The sequence below is a fragment of the Cellulomonas sp. ES6 genome (assembly GCF_030053835.1).
Classification (GTDB): domain Bacteria; phylum Actinomycetota; class Actinomycetes; order Actinomycetales; family Cellulomonadaceae; genus Cellulomonas.
The window spans coordinates 1,005,461-1,031,389 of the sequence record NZ_CP125655.1 but is presented as its reverse complement, the minus strand read 5'-3'; the positions used below and the strand labels follow the sequence as shown (position 1 = coordinate 1,031,389).

At 75.3% G+C, this 25,929-nt stretch carries 27 protein-coding genes, 2 tRNA genes and 1 riboswitch; of the genes, 20 read left to right on the top strand and 9 right to left on the bottom strand.

Features of this window, described 5'->3' with window-relative positions; all coding sequences use genetic code 11:
- Positions 1–13: 13 nt before the first annotated feature.
- Complete coding sequence (ybaK, locus tag P9841_RS04910) at positions 14–508, bottom strand: Cys-tRNA(Pro) deacylase (protein WP_283320956.1); 495 nt, start codon at positions 506–508, stop codon at positions 14–16.
- Positions 509–556: 48 nt separating this feature from the next.
- Positions 557–665, top strand: a riboswitch (TPP riboswitch).
- 53 nt (positions 666–718) lie between these two features.
- Here ybaK and P9841_RS04905 point away from each other — a divergent pair.
- The 4 genes from P9841_RS04905 to P9841_RS04890 are packed head-to-tail and all read left to right on the top strand — an operon-like array spanning position 719 to position 4,532.
- Complete coding sequence (locus P9841_RS04905; RefSeq protein ID WP_283320955.1) at positions 719–1,381, top strand: YkoF family thiamine/hydroxymethylpyrimidine-binding protein; 663 nt, start codon at positions 719–721, stop codon at positions 1,379–1,381.
- Complete coding sequence (locus tag P9841_RS04900; protein WP_283320954.1) at positions 1,374–2,006, top strand: ECF transporter S component; 633 nt, start codon at positions 1,374–1,376, stop codon at positions 2,004–2,006. Before P9841_RS04905 ends, P9841_RS04900 begins: the two co-directional genes overlap by 8 nt.
- 7 nt (positions 2,007–2,013) lie before the next feature.
- The gene (locus tag P9841_RS04895) at positions 2,014–3,792 is read left to right on the top strand and encodes an ABC transporter ATP-binding protein (protein ID WP_283320953.1); all 1,779 of its coding nucleotides are present in this window, start codon (positions 2,014–2,016) and stop codon (positions 3,790–3,792) included.
- Positions 3,789–4,532 carry an energy-coupling factor transporter transmembrane component T family protein gene (locus tag P9841_RS04890; RefSeq protein ID WP_283320952.1) on the top strand — a complete coding sequence of 248 codons (744 nt, stop codon included), beginning with the start codon at positions 3,789–3,791 and terminating at the stop codon, positions 4,530–4,532. The genes P9841_RS04895 and P9841_RS04890 overlap by 4 nt, the downstream gene beginning before the upstream one ends.
- 38 nt (positions 4,533–4,570) lie before the next feature.
- Here P9841_RS04890 and P9841_RS04885 read toward each other — a convergent pair whose 3' ends face one another.
- Both P9841_RS04885 and P9841_RS04880 read right to left on the bottom strand, forming a co-directional pair.
- Entirely contained in the window at positions 4,571–5,230 is a 660-nt protein-coding gene (locus tag P9841_RS04885; protein WP_283320951.1) for a VIT1/CCC1 transporter family protein, read from the bottom strand.
- 126 nt (positions 5,231–5,356) lie between these two features.
- Positions 5,357–7,948, bottom strand: coding sequence for a DEAD/DEAH box helicase (locus P9841_RS04880; protein ID WP_283320950.1), 2,592 nt, complete (start codon positions 7,946–7,948; stop codon positions 5,357–5,359).
- A gap of 44 nt (positions 7,949–7,992) precedes the next feature.
- Here P9841_RS04880 and rnhA point away from each other — a divergent pair, with 44 nt between their 5' ends.
- Positions 7,993–8,454 carry a ribonuclease HI gene (gene rnhA / locus P9841_RS04875; protein ID WP_255596142.1) on the top strand — a complete coding sequence of 154 codons (462 nt, stop codon included), beginning with the start codon at positions 7,993–7,995 and terminating at the stop codon, positions 8,452–8,454.
- Between the two features lie 86 nt (positions 8,455–8,540).
- Positions 8,541–8,810: an HPr family phosphocarrier protein gene (locus P9841_RS04870; RefSeq protein WP_283320949.1), complete on the top strand. Its 270-nt coding sequence runs from the start codon at positions 8,541–8,543 to the stop codon at positions 8,808–8,810.
- A gap of 185 nt (positions 8,811–8,995) precedes the next feature.
- Here P9841_RS04870 and P9841_RS04865 read toward each other — a convergent pair whose 3' ends face one another.
- Positions 8,996–10,348 (bottom strand): PTS transporter subunit EIIC, encoded by a 1,353-nt coding sequence (locus P9841_RS04865; protein WP_283320948.1) that lies wholly within the window; start codon positions 10,346–10,348, stop codon positions 8,996–8,998.
- A gap of 268 nt (positions 10,349–10,616) precedes the next feature.
- On the opposite strand from P9841_RS04865, the gene P9841_RS04860 reads away from it, so the two are divergent.
- From P9841_RS04860 to P9841_RS04840, 5 genes are all read left to right on the top strand, one after another.
- Positions 10,617–11,504 carry a GntR family transcriptional regulator gene (locus P9841_RS04860; RefSeq protein ID WP_283320947.1) on the top strand — a complete coding sequence of 296 codons (888 nt, stop codon included), beginning with the start codon at positions 10,617–10,619 and terminating at the stop codon, positions 11,502–11,504.
- 17 nt (positions 11,505–11,521) lie between these two features.
- Positions 11,522–11,767, top strand: a complete 246-nt coding sequence (locus P9841_RS04855) for a PTS sugar transporter subunit IIB (protein WP_283320946.1) — start codon at positions 11,522–11,524, stop codon at positions 11,765–11,767.
- A 46-nt stretch (positions 11,768–11,813) separates the two neighbouring features.
- Positions 11,814–12,044, top strand: a complete 231-nt coding sequence (locus P9841_RS04850; RefSeq protein ID WP_222171790.1) for a PTS sugar transporter subunit IIB — start codon at positions 11,814–11,816, stop codon at positions 12,042–12,044.
- Positions 12,044–12,505 carry a PTS sugar transporter subunit IIA gene (locus tag P9841_RS04845; RefSeq protein ID WP_283320945.1) on the top strand — a complete coding sequence of 154 codons (462 nt, stop codon included), beginning with the start codon at positions 12,044–12,046 and terminating at the stop codon, positions 12,503–12,505. Before P9841_RS04850 ends, P9841_RS04845 begins: the two co-directional genes overlap by 1 nt.
- A gap of 100 nt (positions 12,506–12,605) precedes the next feature.
- Positions 12,606–13,268: a pyridoxine/pyridoxamine 5'-phosphate oxidase gene (locus P9841_RS04840; protein WP_283320944.1), complete on the top strand. Its 663-nt coding sequence runs from the start codon at positions 12,606–12,608 to the stop codon at positions 13,266–13,268.
- A gap of 7 nt (positions 13,269–13,275) precedes the next feature.
- Here P9841_RS04840 and P9841_RS04835 read toward each other — a convergent pair whose 3' ends face one another.
- Positions 13,276–14,313, bottom strand: a complete 1,038-nt coding sequence (locus P9841_RS04835; protein WP_283320943.1) for a heparan-alpha-glucosaminide N-acetyltransferase domain-containing protein — start codon at positions 14,311–14,313, stop codon at positions 13,276–13,278.
- Between the two features lie 95 nt (positions 14,314–14,408).
- On the opposite strand from P9841_RS04835, the gene P9841_RS04830 reads away from it, so the two are divergent.
- From P9841_RS04830 to P9841_RS04805, 6 genes are all read left to right on the top strand, one after another.
- A complete protein-coding gene (locus P9841_RS04830; RefSeq protein ID WP_283320942.1) occupies positions 14,409–15,230 on the top strand; it encodes a methyltransferase domain-containing protein in 822 nt (273 codons plus the stop codon).
- Between the two features lie 26 nt (positions 15,231–15,256).
- Positions 15,257–16,039: a fumarylacetoacetate hydrolase family protein gene (locus P9841_RS04825; RefSeq protein WP_283320941.1), complete on the top strand. Its 783-nt coding sequence runs from the start codon at positions 15,257–15,259 to the stop codon at positions 16,037–16,039.
- Positions 16,040–16,101: 62 nt separating this feature from the next.
- The gene (gene gltX, locus P9841_RS04820) at positions 16,102–17,610 is read left to right on the top strand and encodes a glutamate--tRNA ligase (RefSeq protein ID WP_283320940.1); all 1,509 of its coding nucleotides are present in this window, start codon (positions 16,102–16,104) and stop codon (positions 17,608–17,610) included.
- Positions 17,607–18,353, top strand: a complete 747-nt coding sequence (locus P9841_RS04815; protein WP_283320939.1) for an HAD family hydrolase — start codon at positions 17,607–17,609, stop codon at positions 18,351–18,353. The genes gltX and P9841_RS04815 overlap by 4 nt, the downstream gene beginning before the upstream one ends.
- A 155-nt stretch (positions 18,354–18,508) precedes the next feature.
- Positions 18,509–18,580 (top strand) — tRNA-Gln (locus tag P9841_RS04810).
- 103 nt (positions 18,581–18,683) lie between these two features.
- Positions 18,684–18,756, top strand: a tRNA-Glu gene (locus P9841_RS04805).
- A 383-nt stretch (positions 18,757–19,139) separates the two neighbouring features.
- Here the strand turns inward: P9841_RS04805 and P9841_RS04800 are convergent.
- Positions 19,140–19,859, bottom strand: coding sequence for an IclR family transcriptional regulator (locus P9841_RS04800; protein ID WP_146836102.1), 720 nt, complete (start codon positions 19,857–19,859; stop codon positions 19,140–19,142).
- Positions 19,860–19,955: 96 nt separating this feature from the next.
- Here P9841_RS04800 and leuC point away from each other — a divergent pair, with 96 nt between their 5' ends.
- From leuC to murA, 3 genes are all read left to right on the top strand, one after another.
- Positions 19,956–21,407 carry a 3-isopropylmalate dehydratase large subunit gene (leuC, locus tag P9841_RS04795; protein WP_283320938.1) on the top strand — a complete coding sequence of 484 codons (1,452 nt, stop codon included), beginning with the start codon at positions 19,956–19,958 and terminating at the stop codon, positions 21,405–21,407.
- Positions 21,408–21,454: 47 nt separating this feature from the next.
- Positions 21,455–22,120 (top strand): 3-isopropylmalate dehydratase small subunit, encoded by a 666-nt coding sequence (gene leuD / locus P9841_RS04790; RefSeq protein ID WP_283320937.1) that lies wholly within the window; start codon positions 21,455–21,457, stop codon positions 22,118–22,120.
- Positions 22,121–22,358: 238 nt separating this feature from the next.
- Complete coding sequence (gene murA / locus P9841_RS04785) at positions 22,359–23,675, top strand: UDP-N-acetylglucosamine 1-carboxyvinyltransferase (protein ID WP_283320936.1); 1,317 nt, start codon at positions 22,359–22,361, stop codon at positions 23,673–23,675.
- 12 nt (positions 23,676–23,687) lie between these two features.
- Here murA and P9841_RS04780 read toward each other — a convergent pair whose 3' ends face one another.
- Genes P9841_RS04780 through P9841_RS04770 form a run of 3 tightly spaced genes read right to left on the bottom strand, consistent with a single transcriptional unit; the run spans position 23,688 to position 25,818 of the window.
- Complete coding sequence (locus tag P9841_RS04780; RefSeq protein WP_283320935.1) at positions 23,688–24,497, bottom strand: GAF and ANTAR domain-containing protein; 810 nt, start codon at positions 24,495–24,497, stop codon at positions 23,688–23,690.
- A complete protein-coding gene (locus tag P9841_RS04775; protein ID WP_283320934.1) occupies positions 24,494–24,655 on the bottom strand; it encodes a hypothetical protein in 162 nt (53 codons plus the stop codon). The genes P9841_RS04780 and P9841_RS04775 overlap by 4 nt, the downstream gene beginning before the upstream one ends.
- A gap of 26 nt (positions 24,656–24,681) precedes the next feature.
- Positions 24,682–25,818, bottom strand: a complete 1,137-nt coding sequence (locus tag P9841_RS04770; protein ID WP_283320933.1) for an ANTAR domain-containing protein — start codon at positions 25,816–25,818, stop codon at positions 24,682–24,684.
- Positions 25,819–25,929: the final 111 nt, after the last annotated feature.

Genomic DNA, 25,929 nt, shown 5'->3' with positions numbered 1-25,929 from the left:
CGCGCGCGCCGCCTCAGCCGCGCGCGATGTCCGCGACCGTGGCGGAGGTCAGCCGGATCAGGTCGTCCGGGGCCAGCTCGACGTCGAGCCCCCGGCGCCCGCCCGACACGAACACGGTGTCGAACAGCTGCACCGTCTCGTCCACGACCGTCGGGTGCGCCGACTTCTGGCCGAGCGGGGAGATGCCGCCGACCACGTACCCGGTCGCACGCTCCGCAGCGGCGGGGTCCGCCATCACGGCTTTCTTGCCACCGACGGCGTGCGCGAGCGCCTTGAGGTCGAGCTTGCCGGCGACGGGCACGACGGCCACGGTCAGTGTCCCGTCGACCGAGGCCATGAGGGTCTTGTAGACCTGCTCCGGGTCGATGCCCAGCACCTCGGCGGCCTCGAGCCCGTAGCCGACGGTGCTGCGCGGGTCGTGCTCGTAGGCGTGCGCGGTGTGCGGGACCCCGGCGGCCGCCAGCGCGACCAGCGCGGGCGTCCCGGACGGCGGCTGCTTGCGGCTCACGGGGCCAGCCTAGGGCGCGCGACCCTGCCGCCGCGGTGCTGCTACGGTGCGGAGCAGCACGGGAGTCCGGTGAGCCGGGCTGAGAGGGAGTACTCGAACTCCGACCGTTGAACCTGATCTGGGTCATGCCAGCGCAGGGAGCGACATCGCAGGATGCCGGGCACCCGTCCGCCGTCCTCCCGTGCTGATCCGACCAGCACAGGAGGACGCATGATCCCGGCACCGTCGTCGACACCCACCCGGCCCGCGGAGGCCGCCGACCTGGTCGCCGACCCGCTCCGGTTCGGGGTGGGTGCCCGCGTCACCGTCGCCGTGATGTCCGACCGGTACGCCGACACGATCCTCGGGGTGCTCGGCTCGGTGGCGACGGACGGCCTGCTCGTCGAGACGGGCGACGTCAGCACCTACGTCGGTGGCGACGAGGCGGACCTGCTCCGGTACCTCACGGACCTCGTGGACGCGGTGGCCGCCACCGGCGAGCACGCCGCCGTCACGCTGCACCTGTCGCGCGGCTGCCCGGGCGAGGTGCGCTGCGCCCTGCCGGGCGGAGCGGGCCCGCGGGCCGTCGCGCTGCCACCGGGCCGGCGCACCGGCCGACCCGGCGTGGCGGAGTGGGCGCTCTACCCCCTGGCCGACGACGTCCGCGCCGGGGTCGTGCCCGACCACATGCGGGACATCGAGGCGGCGATCGACCTGGCCCGGGCGAGCGGCACCTTCCGGGGGTCCGCGCACTTCGTCACGCGGCTCGAGGGCGACGTCGGCGCGCTCGTCGAGACGGTGGTCGGCGCGTGGGCGCGCGTGGGGTGCGGCGTGCAGCACGTGACGAGCCACGTCACGTTCTCGCTCAACAGCCCGACCCGGACCCGTGGCTGACGGCGCCCCGCGCGGGCGGCGCCGCGAGCCGCTCGCGCTGAAGGACATCGTGCTGATGGTCGTGCTCGGGGTGGTGTTCGGGTTCCTGTACTGGGCGCTCGTCCAGGCGTGGAACGGCCTCGCGGTGCTCATGGGGCCCGCGGGCGACCTCGCGCAGCACGTGCTGCTGGGCGGGTGGCTGCTGGTGGCGCCGGTCGCCCTCGCGATCATCCGGCGACCCGGCGTGGGGATCCTCGCCGAGGTGATCGCCTCCGTGGTGGAGGTGGTGTTCCTCGGGTCGCCGGTCGGGCCGCTGCTGGTCGTCGCCGCGCTGCTGCAGGGCCTGGGCAGCGAGATCCCGTTCGCGCTCGGCCGGTACCGCCGGTTCGGCTGGGGCCGGTTCGCCGCCTCCGGGCTGCTCGGCGCCACGCTGGTGTTCGCCTGGTCGGCGTTCCGGTTCGGCTGGTACGGGCAGGACGTGCTGGTGCTGCGGCTCGTGCTCCAGGCCGTGTCCGGCGTCGTGCTGGGCGGCCTGCTGGCCAAGGTCGTCGTCGACGCGCTGCACCGCACCGGGGTGCTCGACGGCTTCGCGATCGGGCGCGCCGCGGCCGCCGGCCGCCCGGTGCTCGAGCGCCGTGCGGGCTGAGGAGGACGTGGAGACGCCGGCGACGCCCGCGCCCGCGCCCGTGCTCGAGGTGGCCGGGCTCGAGGCCGTGCTGGACGGCGGCGCCGGGATCGGCCCGGTCGACCTGCGGCTCGCGCCGGGGGAGCAGGTGCTCGTGCTCGGGCCGTCGGGTGCGGGCAAGTCGACGCTGCTGCGCTGCCTGCACGGCGCGGTGCCGCACGCCGTGCCCGCGCGCGTCGAGGGGCGGGTCGTCGTCGCCGGCCGCGCGGTCGCGGAGCACGGCGTCGCGGCGCTCGCGGACGTGGTCGGCGTGCTCGCGCAGGACCCCGAGACGGGTGTCTGCCTGGCGGACGTCGCGGACGAGGTCGCGTTCCCGCTGGAGAACCTCGGGACGTCCCCGGCCGCGATCGGGCCCGCGGTCGAGGCGGCGCTCGGTGCGGCCGGCGCCGGTCACCTGGCGGGGCGGCGCACGGACGCCCTGTCGGGCGGCGAGCTCCAGCGGGTGGCCCTGGCGGCCACGGTGGTCGCCGGACCTCGGCTGCTGCTGCTCGACGAGCCCACGTCGATGCTGGACGCGGACGGCGTGGCGGCGGTGCGGGACGCGCTCGCCGCCGCGCGGGGTGCGACCGGGGCGGCGAGCGTGCTGGTGGAGCACCGGCTCGACGCGCTCGCGGGCGACGCGGGGGTCGCCGGGCTGCCCGGCCGGTGGGTGGTGCTGTCGGCCGACGGGCGGGTGACGCACGACGGCCCCGCGGCCCGTGTGGCGCAGGAGGCGGGCCCGGAGCTGCTGGCCCGCGGGTGCTGGCTCCCGGAGGACGTCGAGATCGCGGCGACCCTCGGCGGCGCGGTGGGCGGGCCCGGTCAGCGCGAGCGGGTGCTGGTCCTGGCGGCCGCGGCACCGGGGGCGCCGGCGGGAGCGCCCGCGCCGCGCGGGGAGGTGCTGCTCGCCGCGCGCGGCCTGGCGGTCGGACGCGGCGGCCCGGCGCGCCGTCGCGACCGTCGCAGCCGGCCCGGGCGCCGCGGCCCCGCGCCCGAGCCGGTGCTCCGTGAGGTGGACCTCGAGCTGCGCGCCGGCGAGGTGGTGGCGCTCGTCGGGGCGAACGGCGCCGGGAAGTCGACGCTGCTCGCGTGCCTCGCCGGTCTGCTGCCGCCCCTGGCGGGCGTCGTCGGCGGGTCGCGCGCGGGGCTGGTGCCCCAGAACCCCGAGCACCAGCTCGCGGGGCGCACCGTGCGGGAGGAGGTCGCGGTCGGGCTGCCACCGGGACCGGCGACGGACGCGCGGGTGGCGGCGGCGCTCGCGCGGTTCGGTCTCACCGGGCTCGGGGACCGGGACCCGCACCGGCTGTCCGGCGGCGAGCAGCGCCGGCTGAGCCTGGCCGCGATGCTCGTGCACGACCGTGCGGTCCTGCTGGCCGACGAGCCGACGTTCGGGCTCGACCGGCACGGGTCGGCGGCGGTGCTGGGGGCGCTGACCGACGAGGCCCGGGCGGGGCGCGCCGTCCTGCTCACCTGCCACGACCTGCGCGCGGTCGCGTCGGTCGCCGACCGGGTGCTCGTGCTGGCCGAGGGCCGGCTGGTCGCGGACCTCGACCCGCTCGGGCTGCTGCGGGACCCGCGGCTGCTCGCGGCCGCGCGGCTGCGTCCGTCGCGGCTGCTGCGCTGGCTCGCCGAGGCGGCCGACGACGCGGGCCGGCTGCGGGACGCGCTCGCGGCGCTGGACGCCCGCGGGACGACCGCCGCCGGTACGGGGAGCGCAGCGGCGGCCGGGCCCCCGGCGTGCGACCGGGCGGGGGTGCCGGCCCTGTGAGCCCGCTGGAGTCGCGCAACCCCACGGTCAAGCTGCTGCTGGTCGTCGCGGTGTCGGTGGTGACCCTCGCCGTGCTGGACCCCGTCACCCTCGCGGTGCTGTACCTGCTCGGCCTCGCGGGCGCGCGCTGGGGCGCCCGGGTCGCGCCGGGCCGGCTGCTGCTCGCGCAGGTGCCGTTCTGGACGTTCGGCGTCGGCGTGCTGCTGGTGAACGCGCTGAGCCGGCCGGGCGAGGTCCTGGTCACGGGCGGACCGTTCCGGGTGACGCACGAGGGCCTCATGGTCGGCGCCGCGCTCGCGCTCCGCGGGTGCGTGATCGGCGTCGCCACCGTCGCCTTCCTCGCCAGCACCCCGCCCCGGGACCTGATGGTCAGCCTGGTGCGGCACGCCCGCCTGAGCCCGCGGTACGTGTACGCGCTGCTCGCGGGCCACCGGATGCTCGCCGGCCTGCCGCGGCAGTGGGCGACGATCCGGGCGGCGCAGCTCGTCCGCGCCCCGCTCGGCCGGCGCGGGCGGCCGCGGGAGGGGTGGCGCGGGCTCGGGCGCTCGGCGTTCGCGCTGCTGGTCGCGTCGATCCGGGCGTCGGAGCGGGTCGCGCTGGCGCTGGAGTCCCGGGGGCTGTCGGCCGGCCCGCGGACGGTGTGGCGCCCGGTGCCGCTCGGCGCGGGCGACGCCGCGCTCGCGGGCGGGGTGCTCGGGGTCGTCGCGCTGGTGGTCGCCGCGGGGGCCGGCCTCGCGTGAGGCCGGGGCGGCCTCCGGCGCCGAGGGGGACCGGGGCGTCAGACCGCCAGGCCCACCAGCGACCCGATGCCGTACGTGACCAGCATCGCGAGCGAGCCGCCCACGACGTTGCGCAGCACGGCACGGCCGGTCGGCGCGCCGCCGAGGCGGGCGCTGACGGACCCCGTCACGACGAGCGCGAGGGCGACGGCGACGAAGGTCGCGACGATGCGGCCGCCGCCCCATGGGGCGAGGACGACGAGCAGCGGGACGATGCCGCCGGCGAGGAACGCGAGGAAGGAGGCGACCGCCGCGTGCCAGGGGTTCGTGAGCTCGGCCTCGGCGCCCAGCAGGCCGTGGGACCGCAGCACCTTCTCGGCGTCGCGCTGGCTGCTGACCGACACGTACTCGCCGGCGGCCATCGACAGGGCCCCGGCGGCGAGGGCCGCGACGCCGGCGATGGCGAGCGCGCTCACCTCGGTGGCGGCGCCCGCGACGCCCACGACGGTCGCAGCGACGGAGACGACGCCGTCGTTCGCGCCGAGCACGCCGGCGCGCAGCCAGTTGAGCCGGCTCGCGGTCGGCAGCTCCGAGACGGTGGCCGCGGGGACGACCGGGGCCGGGTCGTCGGCGGCAGGGGTGTCACCGGCGACCCGGCGCTGGGGAGCGGCCGCCGGGGTGCGGTCGCGGTCCAGGAGGTGGCTCGACAGGGTCGTCATGGCACCCACGCTAGGCCGGTTCTGACACCGTGTCATCACAGGAAAGGCTGCCCTGACCTGCGCAAACGCAGGATAGGCTTCCCTGATCTGGAACGGGTCCAGGTGTCGTCGCAGGTCAGCGGGACGTCAGAGCGGGCCGACGTCCAGCACCCGCAGGACGACCTCGCCGGCGGCGTCGGAGGCCGGCAGGTCGACCAGGGCGTCGATGCGCCAGTCGTGGTCGCCGGCGGGGTCGTCGAGGAGCTGCCGGACGAACCACAGGTCCCCGCGGGCTCCCGCCTCGCCGTGCGCGGACGGCCGCTCGTCCACCTGGAACAGCGCCGGCCCGCGCGCCGCCGGCCCGGTGAGGATCTCGTCGTGGTCGTCGTAGAACGGGTCGAGCGCGTCGCGCCAGCGGTCCGCCGTCCACGGCCGGTCCTCGGCGTCCTGGTCGCCCAGGGCACCCAGCGCCGGGTACGCCTCCCGCGCCGCGAGGTCGACGCGCCGGAACAGCGCACCACGCACGAGCGCCCGGAACACCCGGCGGTTCGTCGTGACCGGCGGGGGAGCGTCGTCCTCCGGCCGGGACCCGGCGACGGTGGCGTCGTCCAGGTCCTCCGGGTGCGCGAGGCGCTCCCACTCGTCCAGGAGGCTCGAGTCCGTGCGGCGCACCAGGTCGCCCAGCCACTCGATGATCTCGTGCAGCTCCTCGGTCCGGGCGTCCTCCGGCACGGTCTGCCGCAGCGCCCGGAACGCGTCGGCGAGGTACCGCAGCAGCACGCCCTCGGTGCGGTCGAGCTGGTACAGCGACACGTACTCCGCGAACGTCGCGGCGCGCTCGTGCATGTCGCGCACGACGGACTTCGGCGAGAGCTCGTGGTCGGCGACCCAGGGGTTGGTCTGCTTGAAGATCTGGAACGTCCCGACCAGCAGCTCCGCCAGGGGCCGCGGGTAGGTCACGTCCTCGAGCAGCGCCATCCGCTCCTCGTACTCGATGCCGTCGGCCTTCATCGCCGCGACGGCCTCGCCGCGGGCGCGGTTCTCCTGCGCCGCGAGCACCTGGCGCGGGTCGTCCAGCGTCGCCTCGATGACCGACACCACGTCGTGCGCGTAGCCCGGGTCCTCGCGGTCGAGCAGGTCGAGCGCGGCGTAGGCGAACGGGGACAGCGGCTGGTTGAGCGCGAACGTCGGGGGCACGTCGAGGGTGAGCCGCACGGTCCGGCGCAGCCGCTCCGGGCCGGGCCCGGGCTCGACGACGCGCTCGATCACGCCGGCCGTGCGCAGGGACCGGTAGATCGCCACCGCCTGCCGCACCAGCCGGCCGCGCGAGGCCTCCGGCTCGTGGTTGTCGAGCAGCAGGTGCCGCATCGTCTCGACCGGGTCGCCCGTCGGCCGCGCCAGCACGTTGAGCACCATGGCGTGGGTGACGGTGAACGACGACGTCAGGGGCTCGGGCTCGGCGTCGCGCAGCCGCTCGAACGTCTTGTCCGTCCAGTTCACCATCCCGGGCGGGGCCTGCTTGCGGACGATCTTCTTGAGCTTCTTCGGGTCGTCGCCCGCCTTGGCCAGGGCCCGGCGGTTCTCGATGACGTGCTCCGGCGCGAGCACGAGCACCTCGCCGGTGGTGTCGAAGCCCGCGCGGCCCGCGCGCCCGGCGATCTGGTGGAACTCGCGGGCCGACAGGTGGCGCATGCGGGTGCCGTCGTACTTCACGAGCGACGTCAGCAGCACGGTGCGGATCGGGACGTTGATGCCGACACCCAGGGTGTCGGTGCCGCAGACCACGCGGAGCAGGCCCTTCTGCGTCAGCCGCTCCACCACCCGGCGGTACTTGGGCAGCATCCCGGCGTGGTGCACCCCGACGCCGTGGCGCAGCAGCCGGGACAGCGTCCTGCCGAACCCCGGGCCGAACCGGAAGTCGCCCAGCTCGTCGGCGATCCGGTCGCGCTGCTCGCGGCTGGCGAGCGTCATGGACAGCAGCGCCTGCGCGCGCTCGACGGCCTCCTTCTGCGTGAAGTGCACGACGTACACCGGCGACCGGCCGGTCTGCACCAGCATCTCCAGCAGCTCGTGCAGCGGCTCGACCTCGTACGAGAACGACAGCGGCACGGGCCGCACCGCGTCGTCCACCACGGCGACGGGCACGCCCGTGCGGCGCTCCAGGTCCTCCCGGAAGAACGTGACGTCGCCCAGGGTCGCGGACATCAGCAGGAACTGCGCCCGCGGCAGCTCCAGCAGCGGCACCTGCCACGCCCAGCCGCGCTGCGGGTCGGCGTAGAAGTGGAACTCGTCCATGACGACCTGGCCGATCTCCGCGTCCGGCCCCTGGCGCAGCGCGAGGTTCGCGAGGATCTCGGCCGTGCAGCAGATGATCGGGGCGTCGGGGTTCACCGCGGAGTCGCCGGTCATCATGCCGACGTTCGCCGACCCGAACGCCTCGACCAGCGCGAAGAACTTCTCGCTCACGAGCGCCTTCAGGGGCGCGGTGTAGTACGTCCGGCGGCCCTGGGCGAGCGCGACGAAGTGCGCCGCCGTCGCCACCAGGGACTTCCCGGACCCCGTGGGTGTCGACAGGATGACGTGCGAGCCGGTCACCAGCTCCAGCAGCGCCTCGTCCTGGTGCGGGTAGAGCGCCAGCCCCTGGTCCTCCGCCCAGCCGGTGAAGGCCGCGTAGAGGGCGTCGGGGTCGCGGGGATCGTCGGGGACCCGGTCGGCGAGGGTCGATCGGGAGGCAGCCACCCGGCGATCCTTTCACGGCGGGGTGCGCCCTACAGTGGGCGACCATGAGCGCCGCCGAACCCGCCCCGCCCGCCGTCGAGATGTGGACGGACGGCGCCTGCAAGGGCAACCCCGGCGTCGGCGGCTGGGGTGCCCTGCTGCGGTCCGGCGGGCACGAGCGCGAGCTGTTCGGCGGCGAGGCCGTCACCACCAACAACCGCATGGAGCTCACGGCCGTCATCGAGGGGCTGAAGGCGCTGAACCAGCCGTGCCGGGTCGACCTGCACGTCGACTCGCAGTACGTGATGCAGGGCGTGACGAAGTGGATCGCGGGCTGGAAGCGCAACGGCTGGCGGACCGCCGACAAGAAGCCGGTGAAGAACCAGGACCTGTGGCAGGCGCTCGACGAGCAGGTCGCGCGGCACGCGATCTCCTGGCACTGGGTGAAGGGCCACGCGGGCGACCCGGGCAACGAGCGCGCGGACGAGCTCGCGAACCGGGGCGTCGACCAGGTCCGCGCGGGCTGACGCGGCCGGGACGGATGGTCCAGACCAGTTACGCTGCACCCGTGCCCAGTGCCGGGCACGGACACGTCACCCCGGAGGTCGCCCCCATGGAACGTCCCGTCGTCGTCGCCATCGCCGAGGGCCTGCACGCCCGCCCCGCCGCCCTGTTCGTCGCGGAGGCCGGCAAGCAGCCCGTCCCGGTCACCGTCCGCAAGGGCGACGCCGCCCCGGTGCAGGCCGCGAGCATCCTCGGGATCATGACCCTGGGTGCCGCCGCGGGCGACACCGTGGTGCTGGCCACCGAGACCGACGGCCCCGAGGCCGAGGCCGCGCTCGACGCCCTGGAGGCGTTCCTGCTGCAGACCGAGATCGCCTGACCCGGCCGCACCGACCGGTCCGACACCGCTCGGTCCGCGGCACGACGCAGGGCCCCGACCGCGTGGTCGGGGCCCTGCGTCGTGCCGGGGGCGGCCGGTGCCGGGTGGGACGCGCCGCCGGCGTGGTCCGCACCACGCCGGCGCCGCGTCGGGGAGTCGCCCCCTGCCGGCCGGGCGGGCGGGCGTCAGGCGGTGCCCCCGTCGCTGCGGCGACCCGGGTCGACGGCCGTCGGCGGTGCGGTGGCGGTGGCCGTGCCGGCGGGCACCGTCTCCGCCCGGTCCGCCGCGACGTCGCCGGCGCCCTCGGCCACCGGGTCGTCCTCGCGGCCGGGGGTCTTGAAGTTGAACCGCGTGATCATGAACCGGAACAGGAAGTAGTAGATGACCGCGTAGACGAGGCCGATCACGATGATCAGCAGCGGCTGCTCGGCGATCCGGAAGTTCAGCAGGTAGTCGATGGCGCCCGCCGAGAACCCGAACCCGCTGCGGATGTCGAGCGCGTTCACCAGCGCCAGCGAGGTGCCGGTCAGCACCGCGTGGATCGCGTACAGCGGGTAGGCCACGTACACGAACGCGAACTCGAGGGGCTCGGTGACGCCGGTGACGAAGGCGACCAGCGCGGCGGAGCCCATGATGCCGGCGATGACCTTGCGGTTCTTCGGCTTCGCGGTGTGCACGATCGCCAGCGCGGCGGCGGGCAGGGCGAACATCATGATCGGGAAGAACCCGGTCATGAACGTCCCGGCGGTCGGGTCGCCGTGCAGGAACCGGGCGATGTCGCCGTGCCACACGTCGCCGGACGCGTCGGTGTAGTCGCCGAACTGGAACCACGGCAGCGAGTTGAGCAGGTGGTGCAGGCCGAACGGCAGCAGCAGGCGGTTGAGGGTGCCGAACACGAACCCGCCGACGACGGTCGACCCGGTGACCCAGTCGCCGACCGCGGTGAACCCGGCGTCGAAGGCGGGGTAGATGAGGGCCGCGACGACGGCGATGAGCACGGCCGCACCGGCGGTCACGATCGGCACGAAGCGCCGGCCGCCGAAGAACGCCAGGTACGGCGGCAGCTTGATCCGGTAGTACTTCTGGTAGAGCAGCGCGGCCGTGAGGCCGATGACGATGCCACCGAGCACGCCGTAGTTGATGAGCTCCTGGGTGGCGCCCTCCTCCGGCTCGCCGAGGATGTACGGGGACAGCGCGTCGGTCACGCCCTTGAACACCAGGTACCCGACGAGCGCCGCCAGGCCGGTCGAGCCGTCCGACTTGCGGGCGTAGCCCACCGCGACGCCGAGCGCGAACAGGATCGGCAGGTTGCCGATGAGCGCGTTGCCGGCGGCGGCGAGCACGTCGGCGACCGGCAGCAGCCAGTCCGCGTTCGCGCCCAGGCCGTCGGCGCCGAGCATGTCGGGCTGCCCCAGCCGCAGCAGCAGCGCGGCGGCGGGGAGCGAGGCGATCGGGAGCATCAGCGACCGGCCGACGCGCTGCAGCTGCGCGAGGCCGGGGATCCCCCGCTTGGGGGTGTCCACCGTGGTGGCGGTCATGGGGTGTCTCCTCGTCGAGCGTCGGACCCGCAGCCGGGTCCGTCCGGTGCGGGAGGGGTGCTCCGCCGGCTGGTCGCGCCGGCGGTCGGAGCGCGTGCGCCGGGCGGCGGGAGGGGGCCGACTTGCGTGCAGCCCGGCCCGTCCGGCAGGTTGTCTGGACCAGTTGCGGTCAGAGTGGTCTAGACCGGAAGATGTGTCAAGCACCACACAGGCGACCGCCGGGCGGTCCGGTGCCCGGACGACGTCGACCGAGTGGGAGGGTGAGGCCGTGCACGCAGAGCAGCCCCGCACCGCCCCCGCGCCGGCCCCCCGGGCGACGCACAAGCACCAGGCCGTCCGGTCGTACCTCGAGGAGCTCGTCGAGCGCGAGCTGGCCGTCGGGGACGCCGTCCCGTCCGAGCGCGCCCTGTGCGAGCGGTTCGGCGTGTCGCGGATGACGGTCCGGCAGGCCGTGGACGCGCTGGTCGGCGACGGCGTGCTGGTCCGCGAGCAGGGACGTGGCACGTTCGTCGCCCCGCAGCGCATGGACTTCGAGATGCGGCTGACCACGTTCGGCGAGGAGATGCGTCGCCGCGGCATGCGCCCCGACACCCGGGTGCTCGACGCGCTCACCGTGCCCGCGTCGGCGGAGGCGGCCGACGCGCTGGGCACCGAGGCCGGCGCCCCGTTGCACCACCTGTGGCGCGTCCGGTTCGCCGACGGCACGCCGATGAGCATCGAGCAGCTCTGGGTGCCGGTGGCCCTGGCGCCGGAGCTGTTCGCCGGCGGCCCGCCGCCGAGCCTCTACGACGCGCTGCGCGAGGTCGGGCTCGCCCCGTCCTGGGGCGAGGAGACGCTGACGGCGTCGGAGGCCTCCGACGAGGAGGCCGCGCTGCTCGACCTGCGCGGCACCCGCGCGGTGCTGCGCGCGACCCGCCGCACGTTCAGCTCCGACACCCCGTGCATGTACTCGCGCGCCTGCTACCGCGGGGACCGGTACAGCGTGTGGGTGCCGCTCAGCACGCCGAGCCCCGCGCTCGTCCCGCGCGTGCGCGACGCCGCGCGGTACGACACCGTCGAGGCTGCCCCCGCGTCCGCCGGCGCAGCGGGCGCGGACGCCGGTGCCGCGGCGTCCGCCACGCCCCGCCGCGCCGAGGTCGTCGGGGCACGACCGTGAAACCAGGGAGGACCCGCATGGCACGACCCGACACCGACCAGGCCGCGGCGATCCTCGCCGGGCTCGGCGGGGTGGACAACATCGACGAGATCGAGCCGTGCACCACGCGCCTGCGCTCCCTCGTCAAGGAGCCGTCCCGCGTGGACACGGCCGCCCTGCGTGCGGCCGGGGCGTTCGGGGTCATGGTGTCCGGCAGGGTGGTGCAGGTGGTCATCGGGCCGAGCGTCGACACCCTCGCCCTCGACCTGGCCGACCTGATGTGACCCGCCCCCGCAGACCCCACCGACCGAGCACCGAAGGAGACACACCATGAGCAAGGCCGAGCAGATCCTCGCCGGACTGGGCGGGGACGCCAACATCGTCGACCTGGAGCCGTGCATCACCCGGCTGCGGGTCGAGGTGGAGGACCCGTCGAAGGTCAGCGAGCCCACGCTCAAGGCCGCGGGCGCCATCGCGGTCATGCAGTCCGGCACCGTCGTGCAGGTGATCGTCGGCCCCGAGGCCGACACCCTGGCCTCGGACATCGAGGACCTGCGCTGATGGCGGCCCTGACCGTCCTCGCCCCCGTCGCCGGCGCCGTGCGGGCGCTCGCGGACGTCGACGACCCGGTGTTCTCCGGGGAGATCGTCGGGCCCGGGCTCGCGGTGCAGCCCGACCCGGACGCCGGCCGCGCCGTCGTCGCGCCGGTCGCCGGCACCGTCGCGAAGCTGCACCCGCACGCGTTCGTGCTGCTCGCCGAGGGCGGGCGCGGGGTGCTGGTGCACCTCGGCATCAACACCGTGCAGCTGGGCGGGGAGGGCTTCACGCTCCACGTCGCCGAGGGGGACGTCGTCGAGCAGGGCCAGCTCCTGGTCGAGTGGGAACCGGCCGCCATCGAGGTCGGCGGCCGCTCCGCGATCTGCCCGGTGATCGGCCTGGAGGCGCAGCCCGACTCGCTGACCCGGCTCGCCGAGCCCGGGACCACGGTCGCCGCGGGCGACCCGCTGCTCTCGCTGGCCTGAGCCTCCCGGGACGGCCGGCCGCGCACGGGTGCGGCCGGCCGTCCGAGGGTCCCGGCCCGCGTCCCGGCGCCCGCCCCGGCGCGGCCGCCATACTGGGTCGATGCTGCCCCGAGCGTCCACGCGGGACCGGGTCCGCGCCCTGCCGGCGCTGACCGGCAACCTGCCCGAGGTCGATCCCTACGCGCTGCCCGCCGACCCGGTGGAGGCGTTCGAGGAGTGGTTCGCCGCGGCGGTCGACGCGGGCGTGCCGGAGCCGCACGCGATGACCCTGGCGACGGTCGGTCCGGACGGGACGCCGAGCGCGCGGGTGGTGCTGCTGGCGGACCTGGCCGACGGCGCGTGGGTGTTCGCCACGGACGCCCGCACGGTGAAGGCGCGCCAGCTCGCGGGGAACCCGCGCGCGTCGCTGTCGTTCTACTGGCAGCTGCTGGGCCGCCAGGTGCGCGTCGTCGGGACGGCCCGCGTGCTGGACGAGGCGACCTGCGCGGCCGACTTCCTGCGGCGCTCGCCCAGCTCCCGCGCGGCGGCGCTCGCGTCCCGGCCGGGGGAGGTGCTGCACTCGATCGACGAGATGACCAGCGCCGTGGTCGCCGCGCGCGCCCGGGTGGACCGCGAGCCGCGGCTCGTCGTGCCGACCTGGCAGCTCTGGGCGGTCGAGGCCGACGAGGTGGAGCTGTGGCAGGGCGACTCGGACCGCGCGCACCTGCGGGTGCAGTACGAGCGCGCGGACGGCCGGTGGGCGCGGCACCTCGGCTGGCCCTGACCGGGGCTCACGCCCGGGCGGGCGGCAGGGCGTCGGGGGCGACGTCGGAGGCCCGTGCGGCGAGGTCGTGCAGCAGACGCTCGAGCGGTCCGCGGCCGAACGCCGCGCGCCACAGCCAGCACATCCCGGTGACGCCGACGAGGAACGCGAGCCACGTCGCCGCGTCCGGCTCCCACACGACGTCGTCGCCGAGCACCGCGATCGCGACGAGGTGCCCCGTGTACGCGGTCAGCGCGAGGGCGCCGGTCGCGGCGACGGGTGCGACGAGACGCGGTGCGGCGTCCGCGACGACGAGGCTCAGCGCGAGCACGGCGAGCGCCACGCCGGTGTTCGCGACCACCTCCAGCGGTGAGGACGAGTGCGGCTCCGTCGTGACGAGGGCCGCCAGGGTGCCGTCGGGCGGGACGGCACGGGTGAGGAGCGCCGACGCCCCGTGACCGACGACGGCGAGCGCGACGCCGGTGCCGAGCAGCCGGAGCCGGACGCGGGTCGAGCGCAGGTCCGTGCGCCCCACGGCGAGCCCCACGAGGACGTACGCGAACCAGACCACCGCGGGGTAGTACGTGCCGGTGAGGATCTCGGTCCACGCGCGGCCCGGGAGCCGCTCGAGCGCCGGGTCGAGCGCGATCCGCAGCACCGGGCCGAGCGTCGCGACCACCGCCGCGGCGACGAGGAGCCGCCGGGGCGGCGTGCCGAGCAGCGGGACGGCGCAGGCGAACAGCACGGCGTACGTGGGGAGGATCACGGCCACCGGCGTGCCGAGCAGCTCGACGAGCACCCCGACCGCCAGCACGAGGAACGCCCGGACGAGCAGCCGGGTGCGCGCCTGGACGCGCCGGGTGCCCGTGACGGCCGCGTGCCCGCCGGACAGCAGCGCGACGGAGACGCCCGACAGCAGCACGAACAGTGCCGCGGGGCGGCCGTCCGCGACCTGGGCGAGCGACCAGGGCCACGGGTCCTGCGGTCCGCCGGGGCCCACGTGGGCGGTGACCATGCCGAGCACGGCGAGGCCGCGCGCCACGTCCACCCCGGCGATCCGCTGCATGCCGTCACGCTAGTGCGTGACGGCATGTCTCGGACAGCGAGACACCGCGTACCGCCCACTGGAACGGAGCCGCCGCGCCGCCCTACAGTCGGCGGGTGACCGACACGCACCCGGCCGAGGTCTACACCCACGGCCACCACGACAGCGTGCTGCGCTCCCACCGGTGGCGCACCGCGGAGAACTCGGCGGCCTACCTGCTGCCCGCCCTGCGCCCGGGCCTGTCCCTGCTCGACGTGGGCTGCGGCCCCGGCAACCTCACCGTCGACCTCGCGTCGCGCGTCGCACCCGGCGCCGTCGTCGGCGTCGACCGCTCCGAGAAGGTCCTGGAGCTCGCGCGCGAGGAGGCCGCGTCCGCCGGCGCCACCACCGTGACGTTCCAGGAGGGCGACGCGTACGCGCTGCCGTTCGAGGACGGCACGTTCGACGTGACGCACGCCCACCAGGTGCTGCAGCACCTCGTCGACCCCGTGGCGGCGCTGCGGGAGCTGCGGCGGGTCACGAAGCCGGGCGGCGTGGTCGCGGTGCGCGACGCCGACTACTCGGGCATGACCTGGTACCCGCCGTCGCCGACCCTGGACGAGTGGTCCGCGCTGTACCACGAGGTCACGCAGGCCAACGGCGCCGAGGCGGACGCGGGTCGCCGCCTGCACTCCTGGGCGCTGGCCGCGGGCTACGACCCGGACTCCCTCGTCGTCACCGCGGGCGTCTGGTGCTACGCGTCCGCCGAGGACCGCGCCTGGTGGTCCGACCTGTGGGCCGACCGCTGCGTCCAGTCCGACTTCGGGCGGCAGGCCGTCGAGCACGCGCTGGCCGACGAGGTCGGGCTCGAGCAGCTCGCCGTCGGCTGGCGCGAGTGGGGCACCGCCCCCGACGGCTGGTTCGCCGTGCTGCACGGCGAGGTGCTCGCCCGGGTGTGACCGCCGCGCGCGGCTAGGGTGGGCCCGTGCGCATCGCGAGGTTCACCACGGGGGACGACCCCCGCTACGCCCTGGTCGAGGGCGAGCCCGGTCAGGAGCAGCTCGTCGTCATCACCGGCGACCCGATCTACACCCCGGTGCAGCCCACCGGCGAGCGCATCCCGCTCGGCGACGGCGTGCGGCTGCTGGCCCCGGTCATCCCGCGGTCCAAGATCGTCGGCGTCGGCCGCAACTACGTGGACCACGCCGCCGAGATGGGCAACGAGGTGCCGACGGCGCCGCTGCTGTTCCTCAAGCCGAACACCGCGGTGGTCGGCCCGGACGACCCGATCGTGCTGCCGGACTGGACCGAGGAGGTCTCGTACGAGGCCGAGCTCGCCGTCGTCATCGGCAAGGTCACCAAGGACGTCCGCCCCGAGCACGCCCTCAGCCGCGTGTTCGGCTACACCGTCGCCAACGACGTCACCGCCCGCGACGCCCAGCGCACCGACCCGCAGTGGACCCGCGCCAAGGGGTTCGACTCGTCCTGCCCGATCGGCCCCTGGGTCGTCCCGGGGCTCGACGTCGAGGACCTGGCCGTCCGGTCGCGCGTCAACGGCGAGGCCAAGCAGGACGGCCGCACCTCGCAGATGGTGTTCGACGTCGCCGCGCTGATCTCGTACATCTCCGAGGTCTTCACCCTGCTGCCCGGGGACATCATCCTCACCGGCACCCCGGCGGGCGTCGGGCTGCTGGCCGAGCGGGACGTCGTCGAGGTCGAGGTCGAGGAGATCGGCACGCTGCGCAACCCGGTGCTGCGCCGCTCCTGACGGCCGCGCGCCCGCCGGCCCGCCGGTCGGGAGCGGCTCGCACCGTCGCTAGGGTGGAGGCCGTGAGTCCTGCTGCCCCCGGCTCCGCGCCCGTGCGCGTCCGCTTCTGCCCGTCCCCGACCGGTACGCCGCACGTCGGCCTGATCCGCACCGCGCTGTTCAACTGGGCGTACGCCCGGCACGTCGGCGGCACGTTCGTGTTCCGGATCGAGGACACCGACCCGGCGCGCGACTCCGAGGAGTCGTACCAGCAGCTGCTCGACGCGCTGCGCTGGCTCGGGCTGGACTGGGACGAGGGCGTCGAGGTCGGCGGCCCGCACGAGCCGTACCGGCAGTCGCAGCGCATGGACCTGTACGCGGACGTCGCGCGCCGGCTGGTCGAGGGCGGCTACGCCTACGAGTCGTTCACCACGCCGGAGGAGGTCGAGGCCCGGCACCGCGCCGCCGGCCGCGACCCGAAGCTCGGCTACGACGGCTACGACCGCGACCTCACCGACGAGCAGAGGGCCGCGTACCGCGCCGAGGGCCGCGAGCCCGTGCTGCGGCTGCGCATGCCCGACGAGGACGTGACGTTCACCGACCTCGTGCGCGGCGACGTCACGTTCAAGGCCGGCTCCGTGCCGGACTACGTGATCGTGCGCGGCAACGGCCACCCGCTGTACACGCTGGTCAACCCGATCGACGACGCGCTCATGGGCATCACCCACGTGCTGCGCGGCGAGGACCTGCTGTCCTCCACCCCGCGCCAGGTGGTGCTGTACCGCGCGCTGCTCGAGCTCGGCGTCGCCACCGTCATGCCGCAGTTCGGGCACCTGCCGTACGTCATGGGGGAGGGCAACAAGAAGCTCTCCAAGCGCGACCCCGAGTCGAACCTGTTCCTGCACCGGGAGCGCGGCTTCACGCCCGAGGGGCTGCTGAACTACCTCGCGCTGCTCGGCTGGTCCATCGGCCCGGACCGCGACATCTTCTCGGTCGCCGAGCTGGTCGAGGCGTTCGACGTGGCCGACGTGAACCCGAACCCGGCGCGGTTCGACCTCAAGAAGGCCGAGGCCATCAACGCCGAGCACGTCCGGCTGCTCGCCCCGGACGACTTCCGGGACCGCCTGGTGCCGTACCTGCACCGCGCCGGCCTGGTGCCCGCCGACTCCTACGCGGACCTGTCGCCGGAGCACCGGGCGCTGCTCGACGCCGGCGCCCCGCTCATCCAGACGCGCGTGACGCTGCTAGGCGAGGCCGTCGGGATGCTCGGGTTCCTGTTCGTCGCCGACGACGCGCTCGTGGTGGAGGAGGACGCCCGGGGCGCGCTCAAGGACACCGCCGCGCAGGTGCTCGACGCCGCCACGGAGGCGCTGTCCGCGCTGCCCGCCGACGGGTTCACCACCGAGGCCGTCCAGGAGGCCCTCCAGGCTGCGCTGGTGGACGGGCTGGGCATCAAGCCGCGGTTCGCGTTCACGCCGCTGCGGGTGGCCGTCTCGGGCCGCCGGGTGTCCCCGCCGCTGTTCGAGTCGCTGGAGATCCTGGGCCGCGCGTCGACGCTCGCCCGGGTCGCCGCGCTGCGCGCCACGCTGTGACGGCTCCCGCCCCCGGTCCCCTGGTCGACGGCGTCCTGTTCGACGTCGACGACACCCTCGTGGACACGCACGGGGCGTTCGCCGCGGCGCTCGCCGCCGTCGCGCGCGAGTGGCTGCCGGGCCTGGACCCCGCCCGCGATTCGGAGGTGCTCGCGCACTGGCGGGCCGACGCCCACGGGCGCTACCGGCAGTACACGCGCGGTGAGGTCAGCTACCGCGACCAGCGGATGGGCCGCGCGAACGACCTGCACGCCGCCTTCGGCGGGCCGGCGCTCGACGACGCGGCCTACGACCGGTGGAACGCCCTGTTCGAGGAGCGGTTCACGGGGGCGTGGGCGGCGCACGAGGACGCCGCGGCGACCGTCCGGCGCCTGCTGGACGCCGGCATCCGGGTCGGGGCGCTCACCAACGCCGCGACCGAGTACCAGGTCCGCAAGCTCACCCGGGCGGGCCTGGCGCAGGACGTCCCGCTGCTGGTCGGCGTCGACACGCTCGGCTTCGGCAAGCCCGACCCCCGGGTGTTCGCCGAGGCGTGCCGCCGGCTCGGCACCGAGCCCGGGCGCACGGCGTACGTGGGGGACGAGCTGGACGTGGACGCCCGCGCCGCCGTGGCCGCCGGTCTGCGGGGCGTGTGGCTCGCCCGGCCCGGGCTCGGGGCGAAGCACGCGAACGCCACGGAGGCGCTGCCCGGGGACGTGGTCATCGGCACCCTCGACGAGCTGCCGGGCGTGCTGGGGCTCTGAGCGCCGCCGGCCGGTTTGGAGCCCGCCCGTTCCTCCGGTAATGTTCTCGGTCGGCACAGCGTCCACGACGCCGTCCCTCCCACCTGCTCGTCCGGCGCCCCCGCGCACCGGCCGGCGCCGGCCCGGGAAGGCGGAAGAATGGCCGGGATCGCCATTGGGGTATGGTGTAATTGGCAGCACGAGTGATTCTGGTTCACTTAGTCTAGGTTCGAGTCCTGGTACCCCAGCAAGGTTTCCGAGAATGACCCGGGATCGGGTGGTTCGACGAGGCCGAGCAGGATGATGTAGAGTATGACCCGGTCACGCCGCTGCCGCGGTGGGATCGACTAGGCCCCCATCGTCTAGTGGCCTAGGACGCCGCCCTCTCACGGCGGTAACAGGGGTTCGAATCCCCTTGGGGGTACAGAAGAAAGGCCGGTCGCCCACGGGGCGGCCGGCCTTTCGCCATTCCCCACGCCGCCTGCGACCCGGCCGCCTGCGATCCGCGTGACCGCGGACGCCCCGTCGCATCCCGTACGGCCCACTCCGCCGTCCCGCCCGCCTCCGGCCGCCCTGCACCGCCGAGGTCGTCAGCTCGGGCCGAGGTCGTCAGCTCCACGTGACGACCTCAGCCGCACCTGACGACCTCGACCCGCCCGGCCTGCCGTGCCGTGCTGTGCCCCGCGAGGTCATCCCGCGAGGTCGGCAGTTCGGGTGCGAGGTCGGCAGTCCGAGGTGCCGATCTCGCCTGGGACTGCCGAACTCGCGTGCGTGTGCGCCGGCGCACGGCGCCGCGCCGCGCCCGCGTCACTCCGCCGTGCGGCGCAGGACCTCCGTGAGACGGTTCGCGGCGGAGACCACCGCGGCGGCGTGCAGGCGGCCGGGCTGGCGCGAGAGGCGCTCGACGGGGCCGGAGATCGACACGGCCGCGACGACCCGGCCGGACTGCCCGCGCACCGGGGCGCTGACGCTCGCGACGCCGACCTCGCGCTCGGACACCGACTGCGCCCAGCCGCGGCGGCGGACGCCGGACAGGATCGTCGCGGTGAACTTGGCGCCCTGGAGGCCGCGGTGCAGCCGGTCGGGCTCCTCCCACGCGAGCAGGATCTGGGCGGCGGAGCCGGCGGACATCGTGAGGGTCGCGCCGACGGGGATGGAGTCCCGCAGGCCGATGGGGCGCTCGGCGGCGGCCACGCAGATGCGCTGGTCGCCCTGCCGGCGGTAAAGCTGCGCGCTCTCCCCGGTGTGGTCGCGCAGGGCGGCGAGCACCGGGCCGGCCGCGGCGAGCAGCCGGTCCTCGCCGGCGGCGCTGGCGAGCTCGGTCAGCCGCGGCCCCAGGACGAACCTGCCCTGCATGTCGCGCCCCACCAGGCGGTGGTGCTCGAGCGCAACGGCCAGACGGTGGGCCGTCGGACGGGCAAGATGGGTGGCGTTGACCAGCTGCGCGAGGGTGGCGGGTCCGGCCTCGAGGGCGTTGAGGACCGAGGCGGCCTTGTCCAGCACGCCGACTCCGCTAGAGTTGTCCATAGGTCGATATTGGCGTCTCGCTGGCTGAGACGCAAGTGCGACACGGAGAACGGACCCGCGGCGGCCCCCCGCCCGGGCGGACGAGAGGACGGCGACATGGCCGGCACACTGGCGGAGAAGGTGTGGGAGAACCACATCGTGCGGCGCGGCACCGACGGCGCGCCGGACCTGCTCTACATCGACCTGCACCTGGTGCACGAGGTCACCAGCCCGCAGGCGTTCGAGGGCCTGCGGCTCGCCGGCCGGAAGGTCCGCCGCCCGGACCTCACCCTCGCCACCGAGGACCACAACACCCCGACGCTCGACATCGACCTGCCGATCGCCGACCTCACCTCGCGCACGCAGATCGACACGCTGCGCAGCAACGCGAAGGAGTTCGGCGTCCGGCTGCACTCCCTCGGCGACGCGGACCAGGGGATCGTGCACCAGGTCGGCCCGCAGCTCGGCCTGACCATGCCGGGCCTCACCGTCGTGTGCGGCGACTCCCACACGTCGACGCACGGGGCCTTCGGGGCCCTGGCGTTCGGCATCGGCACCTCCGAGGTCGAGCACGTGCTCGCCACCCAGACGCTGCCGCTGGCGCCCTTCAAGACGATGGCGATCACCGTCAACGGCTCCCTGCCGCTCGGCGCCACCGCGAAGGACATCATCCTGGCGGTCATCGCGAAGATCGGGACCGGCGGCGGCCAGGGCTACGTCCTGGAGTACCGCGGCGAGGCCATCCGGAGCCTGTCGATGGAGGGCCGGATGACGATCTGCAACATGTCGATCGAGGCCGGTGCCCGCGCGGGCATGATCGCCCCCGACCGGACCACGTTCGAGTACCTGAAGGGCCGCCCGCACGCCCCCACCGGCGCCGACTGGGACGCCGCCGTCGCGTACTGGGAGACGCTGCGCTCGGACGACGACGCGGTGTTCGACGCCGAGGTCGTCATCGAGGCCGCGGACCTCGAGCCGTTCGTCACCTGGGGCACCAACCCGGGCCAGGGCCTGCCGCTGTCCGGGTCGGTCCCGGTGCCCGAGCAGATCGCGGACGCCAACGAGCGCGTCGCCGCCGAGCGCGCCATCGAGTACATGGGCCTGACGCCCGGCCAGCCGCTGCGCGAGATCGCCGTCGACACGGTGTTCATCGGCTCCTGCACCAACGGCCGCATCGAGGACCTGCGCGCGGCCGCGAAGATCGTGCGCGGGAAGAAGAAGGCCGACTCGGTGCGCGTCCTGGTCGTCCCGTCCTCCGCCCGGGTGCGGCTGCAGGCCGAGGCCGAGGGGCTCGACAGGATCTTCCTCGACTTCGGCGCGGAGTGGCGCAACGCCGGCTGCTCGATGTGCCTGGGCATGAACCCCGACCAGCTCGCGCCGGGGGAGCGGTCCGCGTCGACGTCGAACCGCAACTTCGAGGGCCGGCAGGGCAAGGGCGGCCGGACGCACCTGGTGTCGCCGCTGGTCGCCGCCGCGACCGCCATCCGCGGCACGCTCTCGTCCGTCTCCGACCTCGGCCCCGACGTCGCGGTGCCGGACGGCTCGCCGCTGGACCTCCAGCCGGCCTGAGCCCCGCCGCCCCGACGCCCCCCACGACCCCAGGATCGAGAACCGTCATGGAGAAGTTCACCCAGCACACCGGCGTCGGCGTCCCGCTGCGCCGCAGCAACGTCGACACCGACCAGATCATCCCGGCCGTCTACCTCAAGCGGGTGACCCGCACGGGGTTCGAGGACGCGCTGTTCGCCGCGTGGCGGAACGACCCGGAGTTCCTGCTCAACCAGGACGCGTACAAGGCGGGCTCGGTGCTGGTCGCCGGCCCCGACTTCGGCACCGGGTCCTCCCGCGAGCACGCCGTGTGGGCGCTGAAGGACTACGGATTCCGGGTCGTCCTGTCCGCCCGGTTCGCCGACATCTTCCGCGGCAACTCCGGCAAGCAGGGGCTGCTCGCGGCCCAGGTCGCGCAGGAGGACATCGAGCTGATCTGGAAGATCCTCGAGACCAAGCCGGGCACCGAGGTGACCGTGGACCTCGGCACCCGCACCGTCACGTGCGACGACGTCGTGGTGCCGTTCCAGGTGGACGACTACACGCGCTGGCGCCTCATGGAGGGCTTGGACGACATCGGCCTCACGCTGCAGCACGAGGGCGAGATCACGGCGTTCGAGGCCACCCGGGACGCCTGGCGCCCGAAGACGCTGCCGGCCAAGCACCTGCCCCCGGTCGAGATCAAGGCCGCCCGCCCGGTCGAGGTCGCGATCGGCCGCCGCCCCGGCCTCTGACCCTCCCGCCCCGCCCGCACCCCACCCGCACGCACCCGCACGCACCCGCACCCGCACCCCACCCGCCGAGTTCGGCAGTCCCAGGCGAGGTCGGCACCTGGAGCTGCCGACCTCGCGCCCGGACTGCCGAACTCGCGGGAACGGCGCGGGCGGGTGGGTTGTGGAGGTTTGGGGTACGGGGACGGGCGTGCGCGGCGCGGGGGCGTGATCGCGCGCCGGCGTGCGTCACCATGGGGGGATGACCGATCTGCTGTACGTCCACGGCGGCACGCCCCTGTCGGGCGAGATCACCGTCCGGGGCGCCAAGAACTTCGTCTCGAAGGCGATGGTCGCCTCGCTGCTCGGGGAGACGCCGAGCGAGCTGCGCAACGTCCCGCAGATCCGCGACGTCGCCGTCGTGACCGGCCTGCTGGAGCTGCACGGCGTGCGGGTCGGCGCGGACGCCGAGGCCGGCGTGCTGCGGCTCGACCCGACGGACGTGGAGTCCGCGCACGTGGCCGACATCGACGCGCACGCGGGCTCCAGCCGCATCCCGATCCTGTTCTGCGGGCCGCTGCTGCACCGCCTCGGCGAGGCGTTCATCCCGGACCTGGGCGGCTGCCGGATCGGCGACCGGCCGATCAACTACCACCTCGACATCCTGCGCCAGTTCGGGGCCGTGGTGGACAAGCGCGACAACGGCATCCACATCCGCGCGCCGCGCCGCCTCCAGGGCACGAAGATCACGCTGCCGTACCCCAGCGTCGGGGCCACCGAGCAGCTGCTGCTGACCGCCGTGCGCGCCGAGGGCATCACCGAGCTGACGAACGCCGCCATCGAGCCCGAGATCATGGACCTCATCAACGTCCTGCAGAAGATGGGCGCGATCATCTCGGTCGACACGGACCGGGTCATCCGGATCGAGGGCGTCGACCGGCTCGTCGGGTTCCGGCACACCGCGCTCGCGGACCGGATCGAGGCCGCGTCCTGGGCCTCGGCGGCGCTCGCCACGGGTGGCGACATCCTGGTCCGCGGCGCCACCCAGCCCGAGATGACCACGTTCCTCAACACGTTCCGCAAGGTCGGCGGCGAGTTCACGGTCGACGACGACGGCATCCGGTTCTTCCACCCCGGCGGCGACCTGTCCTCGATCGTGCTCGAGACCGACGTCCACCCCGGCTTCATGACCGACTGGCAGCAGCCGCTGGTCGTCGCGCTGACGCAGGCCAAGGGCCTGTCGATCGTGCACGAGACCGTGTACGAGAACCGGTTCGGGTTCACGGACGCGCTGCGGGGCATGGGCGCGACGATCCAGGTCTACAAGGAGTGCCTGGGCGGCCGGCCGTGCCGGTTCGGGCAGCGCAACTTCTACCACTCGGCCGTCGTCTCGGGCCCGACGCCGCTGGCCGCCGCGGACATCGAGGTGCCGGACCTGCGGGGCGGGTTCAGCCACCTGATCGCGGCGCTGGCCGCGAAGGGCACGTCGGCGGTGCGCGGCATCAGCCTGATCGACCGGGGCTACGAGCGCTTCACGGACAAGCTCGCGGCGCTCGGTGCGGAGTTCGACCGGGGCTGACGCCCGGACGGCTCAGCTCCGCGGCCGGTCGCGAAACTCGTGCGGGCTGTGCGCCTGCGTCCCGGACACCTGCGCGACGATCTCGCCGGCGACGTCCCGCATCTTGCTGTTCCGGTGCTGCGACGCCCGCCGCAGGATCGCGAACGCCTCCTCCGGGCCGCAGCGGTTCTGCGCCATCACCACGCCGAGGGCCTGGTCGATGACCGCGCGCGACGCCATCGCCTGGCGCAGGTCGGTGTTGAGGCGGGCCTGCTCCTCGGCGCGCGCGGCGACCACCACGGCCCGCGCGGCGTCGTCGGCGAGGCGCGCGACGTCGTCCAGGACGTCCTCGTCCCACTCGCCGGGCGTGGTCCGGTACAGGTCGATCGCGAGCTCGAGCGCGCTGCGGGGCACGACGGTCGCCGGGAGCGCGGCCGCGGCGAGAAAGCCCACGCGCACCGTCTCGGCGCGCCACGCCGGCCACCGCTGCTCCCCGGCGACGTCCGGGACGGTGAGGCGCCGCCCGACGCGCGCGGCCTCCAGGCACGGGCCGTCGCCCGCGGCCTGCTCCGCCCGGTCGCACGCCGCCGCACGCTCGTCGGCGGCCGCGGCCACGGTCGACTGCCCCTCGAGCCGCACGGTGATCGCGGCGGACGACCCGGGGCCGCCGCGGTCCGCCGCGCGCCGCACGATCGCGTCGAGCAGCGCGTCCACCGGGACCGTGGCGACGAGCAGGCCGTGGAGCTCGTCGAGGATCCCGGTCCGCCACGCCTCGGCGTCCGCGGCCGGGGCGTGCGCGAGCGACCCGCCGGGCGTCGGGACGGTCGGCTCGGCCACCGTCACGCGCCGTCCGGCTCGTCCCCGCCCGTCCGGCCGGGTTCTGCCTCGTAGGCGGCCTCGGGTCCGTCGCCCTCCGAGCCGGGGGTGCTCGCCTCGGCCACGTCGTCGGGGTCCCCGTCGGGCAGCACGCCCTCGGGGCGGTCCGTCGGCTGGTCGCTCACGTCAGTCCTCCTCGGGTGCGGGTGCCTCACATGCTGCTGCGTGCGGCGGGTCCCCGCATCTCGGGACGGCCCCCGGCGGGCGGCAGGATCCGCAGCGCGACGCCCGCGTTGTCGCAGCGCCGGCGCAGGCGCGCCAGGTGCAGGGCGGCGACCGGGCCGAGCCGGCGCAGGTGCGACGCGTCGACGACGAGCATGCCGCGGGGCGGCACGGCCCGCAGGGCGTCCGCGAACCCGGCGACGAGCGCCGGCGCGGTCGCGGCGTCGGCCTCCCCGTCGAGCGCCACAAGCACCGACCGGCCGTCCAGGCGGTGCCGCACGACCAGGGGCGCCGGCGCGTCGGCCGTGCGTCCCGCCCCGTCGGCGTGCGCGCCCGCGTCGACGAGGCTCGCGAGGGCGCCGTCCAGCAGGTCCCGCGGGTCGGTGTCGCGCCGGCGGCCGGGCAGCGCGCTGAGCATCCGCTCCGCCACGGTGCGCACCTTGACGTTCAGGTGCTCGGAGTGCCACCGCAGCAGCTCGAACGCCGCCGGGCCGTCGAGCCCGTAGGCGAGCATCGCGGCGCCCTTGGCCTGGTCGATGACCTCGCGCGACGCGATCGCCGCGGTGAGCATCTCGTCCGCCCGCCGCGCGGCCGTCGCGCCGATCTCAGCGCCCAGGTCGACGAGCAGGCCCAGCAGCTGGAGGCCGCGTCCCTCGCCGGCGGGCGGGCACTCCACCGCGGGCGAGCCGTCGACGCGGGAGTGGTCCTCGGTCCGGATCCCGGCTTGCGCCCGGTGCTCCGCGGGTGCCGCGGACCCGTCGGTCCGCGTCCCGCCGGCCGCGGGGCGGGACCCGCGCGCGTGCCGCTCGTCCAGACCGGGCGCCAACGCCGCCAGCACCACGCGCTCCGTGCCCGACGCGTCGACGAGGCGGTACCGGACGCTGCGTCCCTCGCCGGGCGCGGGGGGCGCGGCGCGCAGCACCGCCTCCAGGGCGGGACGGTCGTCGCGGTGGCAGTGCGCCAGCATCAGCGACGTCGACGGGACCACGTCACCCGGTTCGAACCCGTGGAGGCGGAAGACGGGCTCGGACCAGACGAGGGCGTCGTCGCCGAGCAGGTGGAAGGTGCCGGGTGCCGTGGTGGTGCGGCGCTCCGCGGGGGACGAGGCGCGGGTGGTGAGGGACATGCGTGCTCCGGAGCCGGGGCGCGACGTGCGTGAGGGCGCGACGCGCTGGTGTCCCGTGCGGCTCGCTTCGTCCCAACGACGCCCGGGCGCCCCGCGGCTCGGCCGCGAGGA

Excerpts from the sequence above, each read along its gene's own strand:
- P9841_RS04905 (WP_283320955.1), top strand. The coding sequence starts at position 719 with ATGATCCCGGCACCGTCGTCGACACCCACCCGGCCCGCGGAGGCCGCC.
- P9841_RS04885 (WP_283320951.1), bottom strand. The coding sequence starts at position 5,230 with ATGACGACCCTGTCGAGCCACCTCCTGGACCGCGACCGCACCCCGGCG.
- rnhA (WP_255596142.1), top strand. The coding sequence starts at position 7,993 with ATGAGCGCCGCCGAACCCGCCCCGCCCGCCGTCGAGATGTGGACGGAC.
- P9841_RS04870 (WP_283320949.1), top strand. The coding sequence starts at position 8,541 with ATGGAACGTCCCGTCGTCGTCGCCATCGCCGAGGGCCTGCACGCCCGC.
- P9841_RS04865 (WP_283320948.1), bottom strand. The coding sequence starts at position 10,348 with ATGACCGCCACCACGGTGGACACCCCCAAGCGGGGGATCCCCGGCCTC.
- P9841_RS04855 (WP_283320946.1), top strand. The coding sequence starts at position 11,522 with ATGGCACGACCCGACACCGACCAGGCCGCGGCGATCCTCGCCGGGCTC.
- P9841_RS04850 (WP_222171790.1), top strand. The coding sequence starts at position 11,814 with ATGAGCAAGGCCGAGCAGATCCTCGCCGGACTGGGCGGGGACGCCAAC.
- P9841_RS04845 (WP_283320945.1), top strand. The coding sequence starts at position 12,044 with ATGGCGGCCCTGACCGTCCTCGCCCCCGTCGCCGGCGCCGTGCGGGCG.
- P9841_RS04840 (WP_283320944.1), top strand. The coding sequence starts at position 12,606 with ATGCTGCCCCGAGCGTCCACGCGGGACCGGGTCCGCGCCCTGCCGGCG.
- P9841_RS04835 (WP_283320943.1), bottom strand. The coding sequence starts at position 14,313 with ATGCAGCGGATCGCCGGGGTGGACGTGGCGCGCGGCCTCGCCGTGCTC.
- P9841_RS04800 (WP_146836102.1), bottom strand. The coding sequence starts at position 19,859 with ATGGACAACTCTAGCGGAGTCGGCGTGCTGGACAAGGCCGCCTCGGTC.
- leuC (WP_283320938.1), top strand. The coding sequence starts at position 19,956 with ATGGCCGGCACACTGGCGGAGAAGGTGTGGGAGAACCACATCGTGCGG.
- leuD (WP_283320937.1), top strand. The coding sequence starts at position 21,455 with ATGGAGAAGTTCACCCAGCACACCGGCGTCGGCGTCCCGCTGCGCCGC.
- murA (WP_283320936.1), top strand. The coding sequence starts at position 22,359 with ATGACCGATCTGCTGTACGTCCACGGCGGCACGCCCCTGTCGGGCGAG.
- P9841_RS04770 (WP_283320933.1), bottom strand. The coding sequence starts at position 25,818 with ATGTCCCTCACCACCCGCGCCTCGTCCCCCGCGGAGCGCCGCACCACC.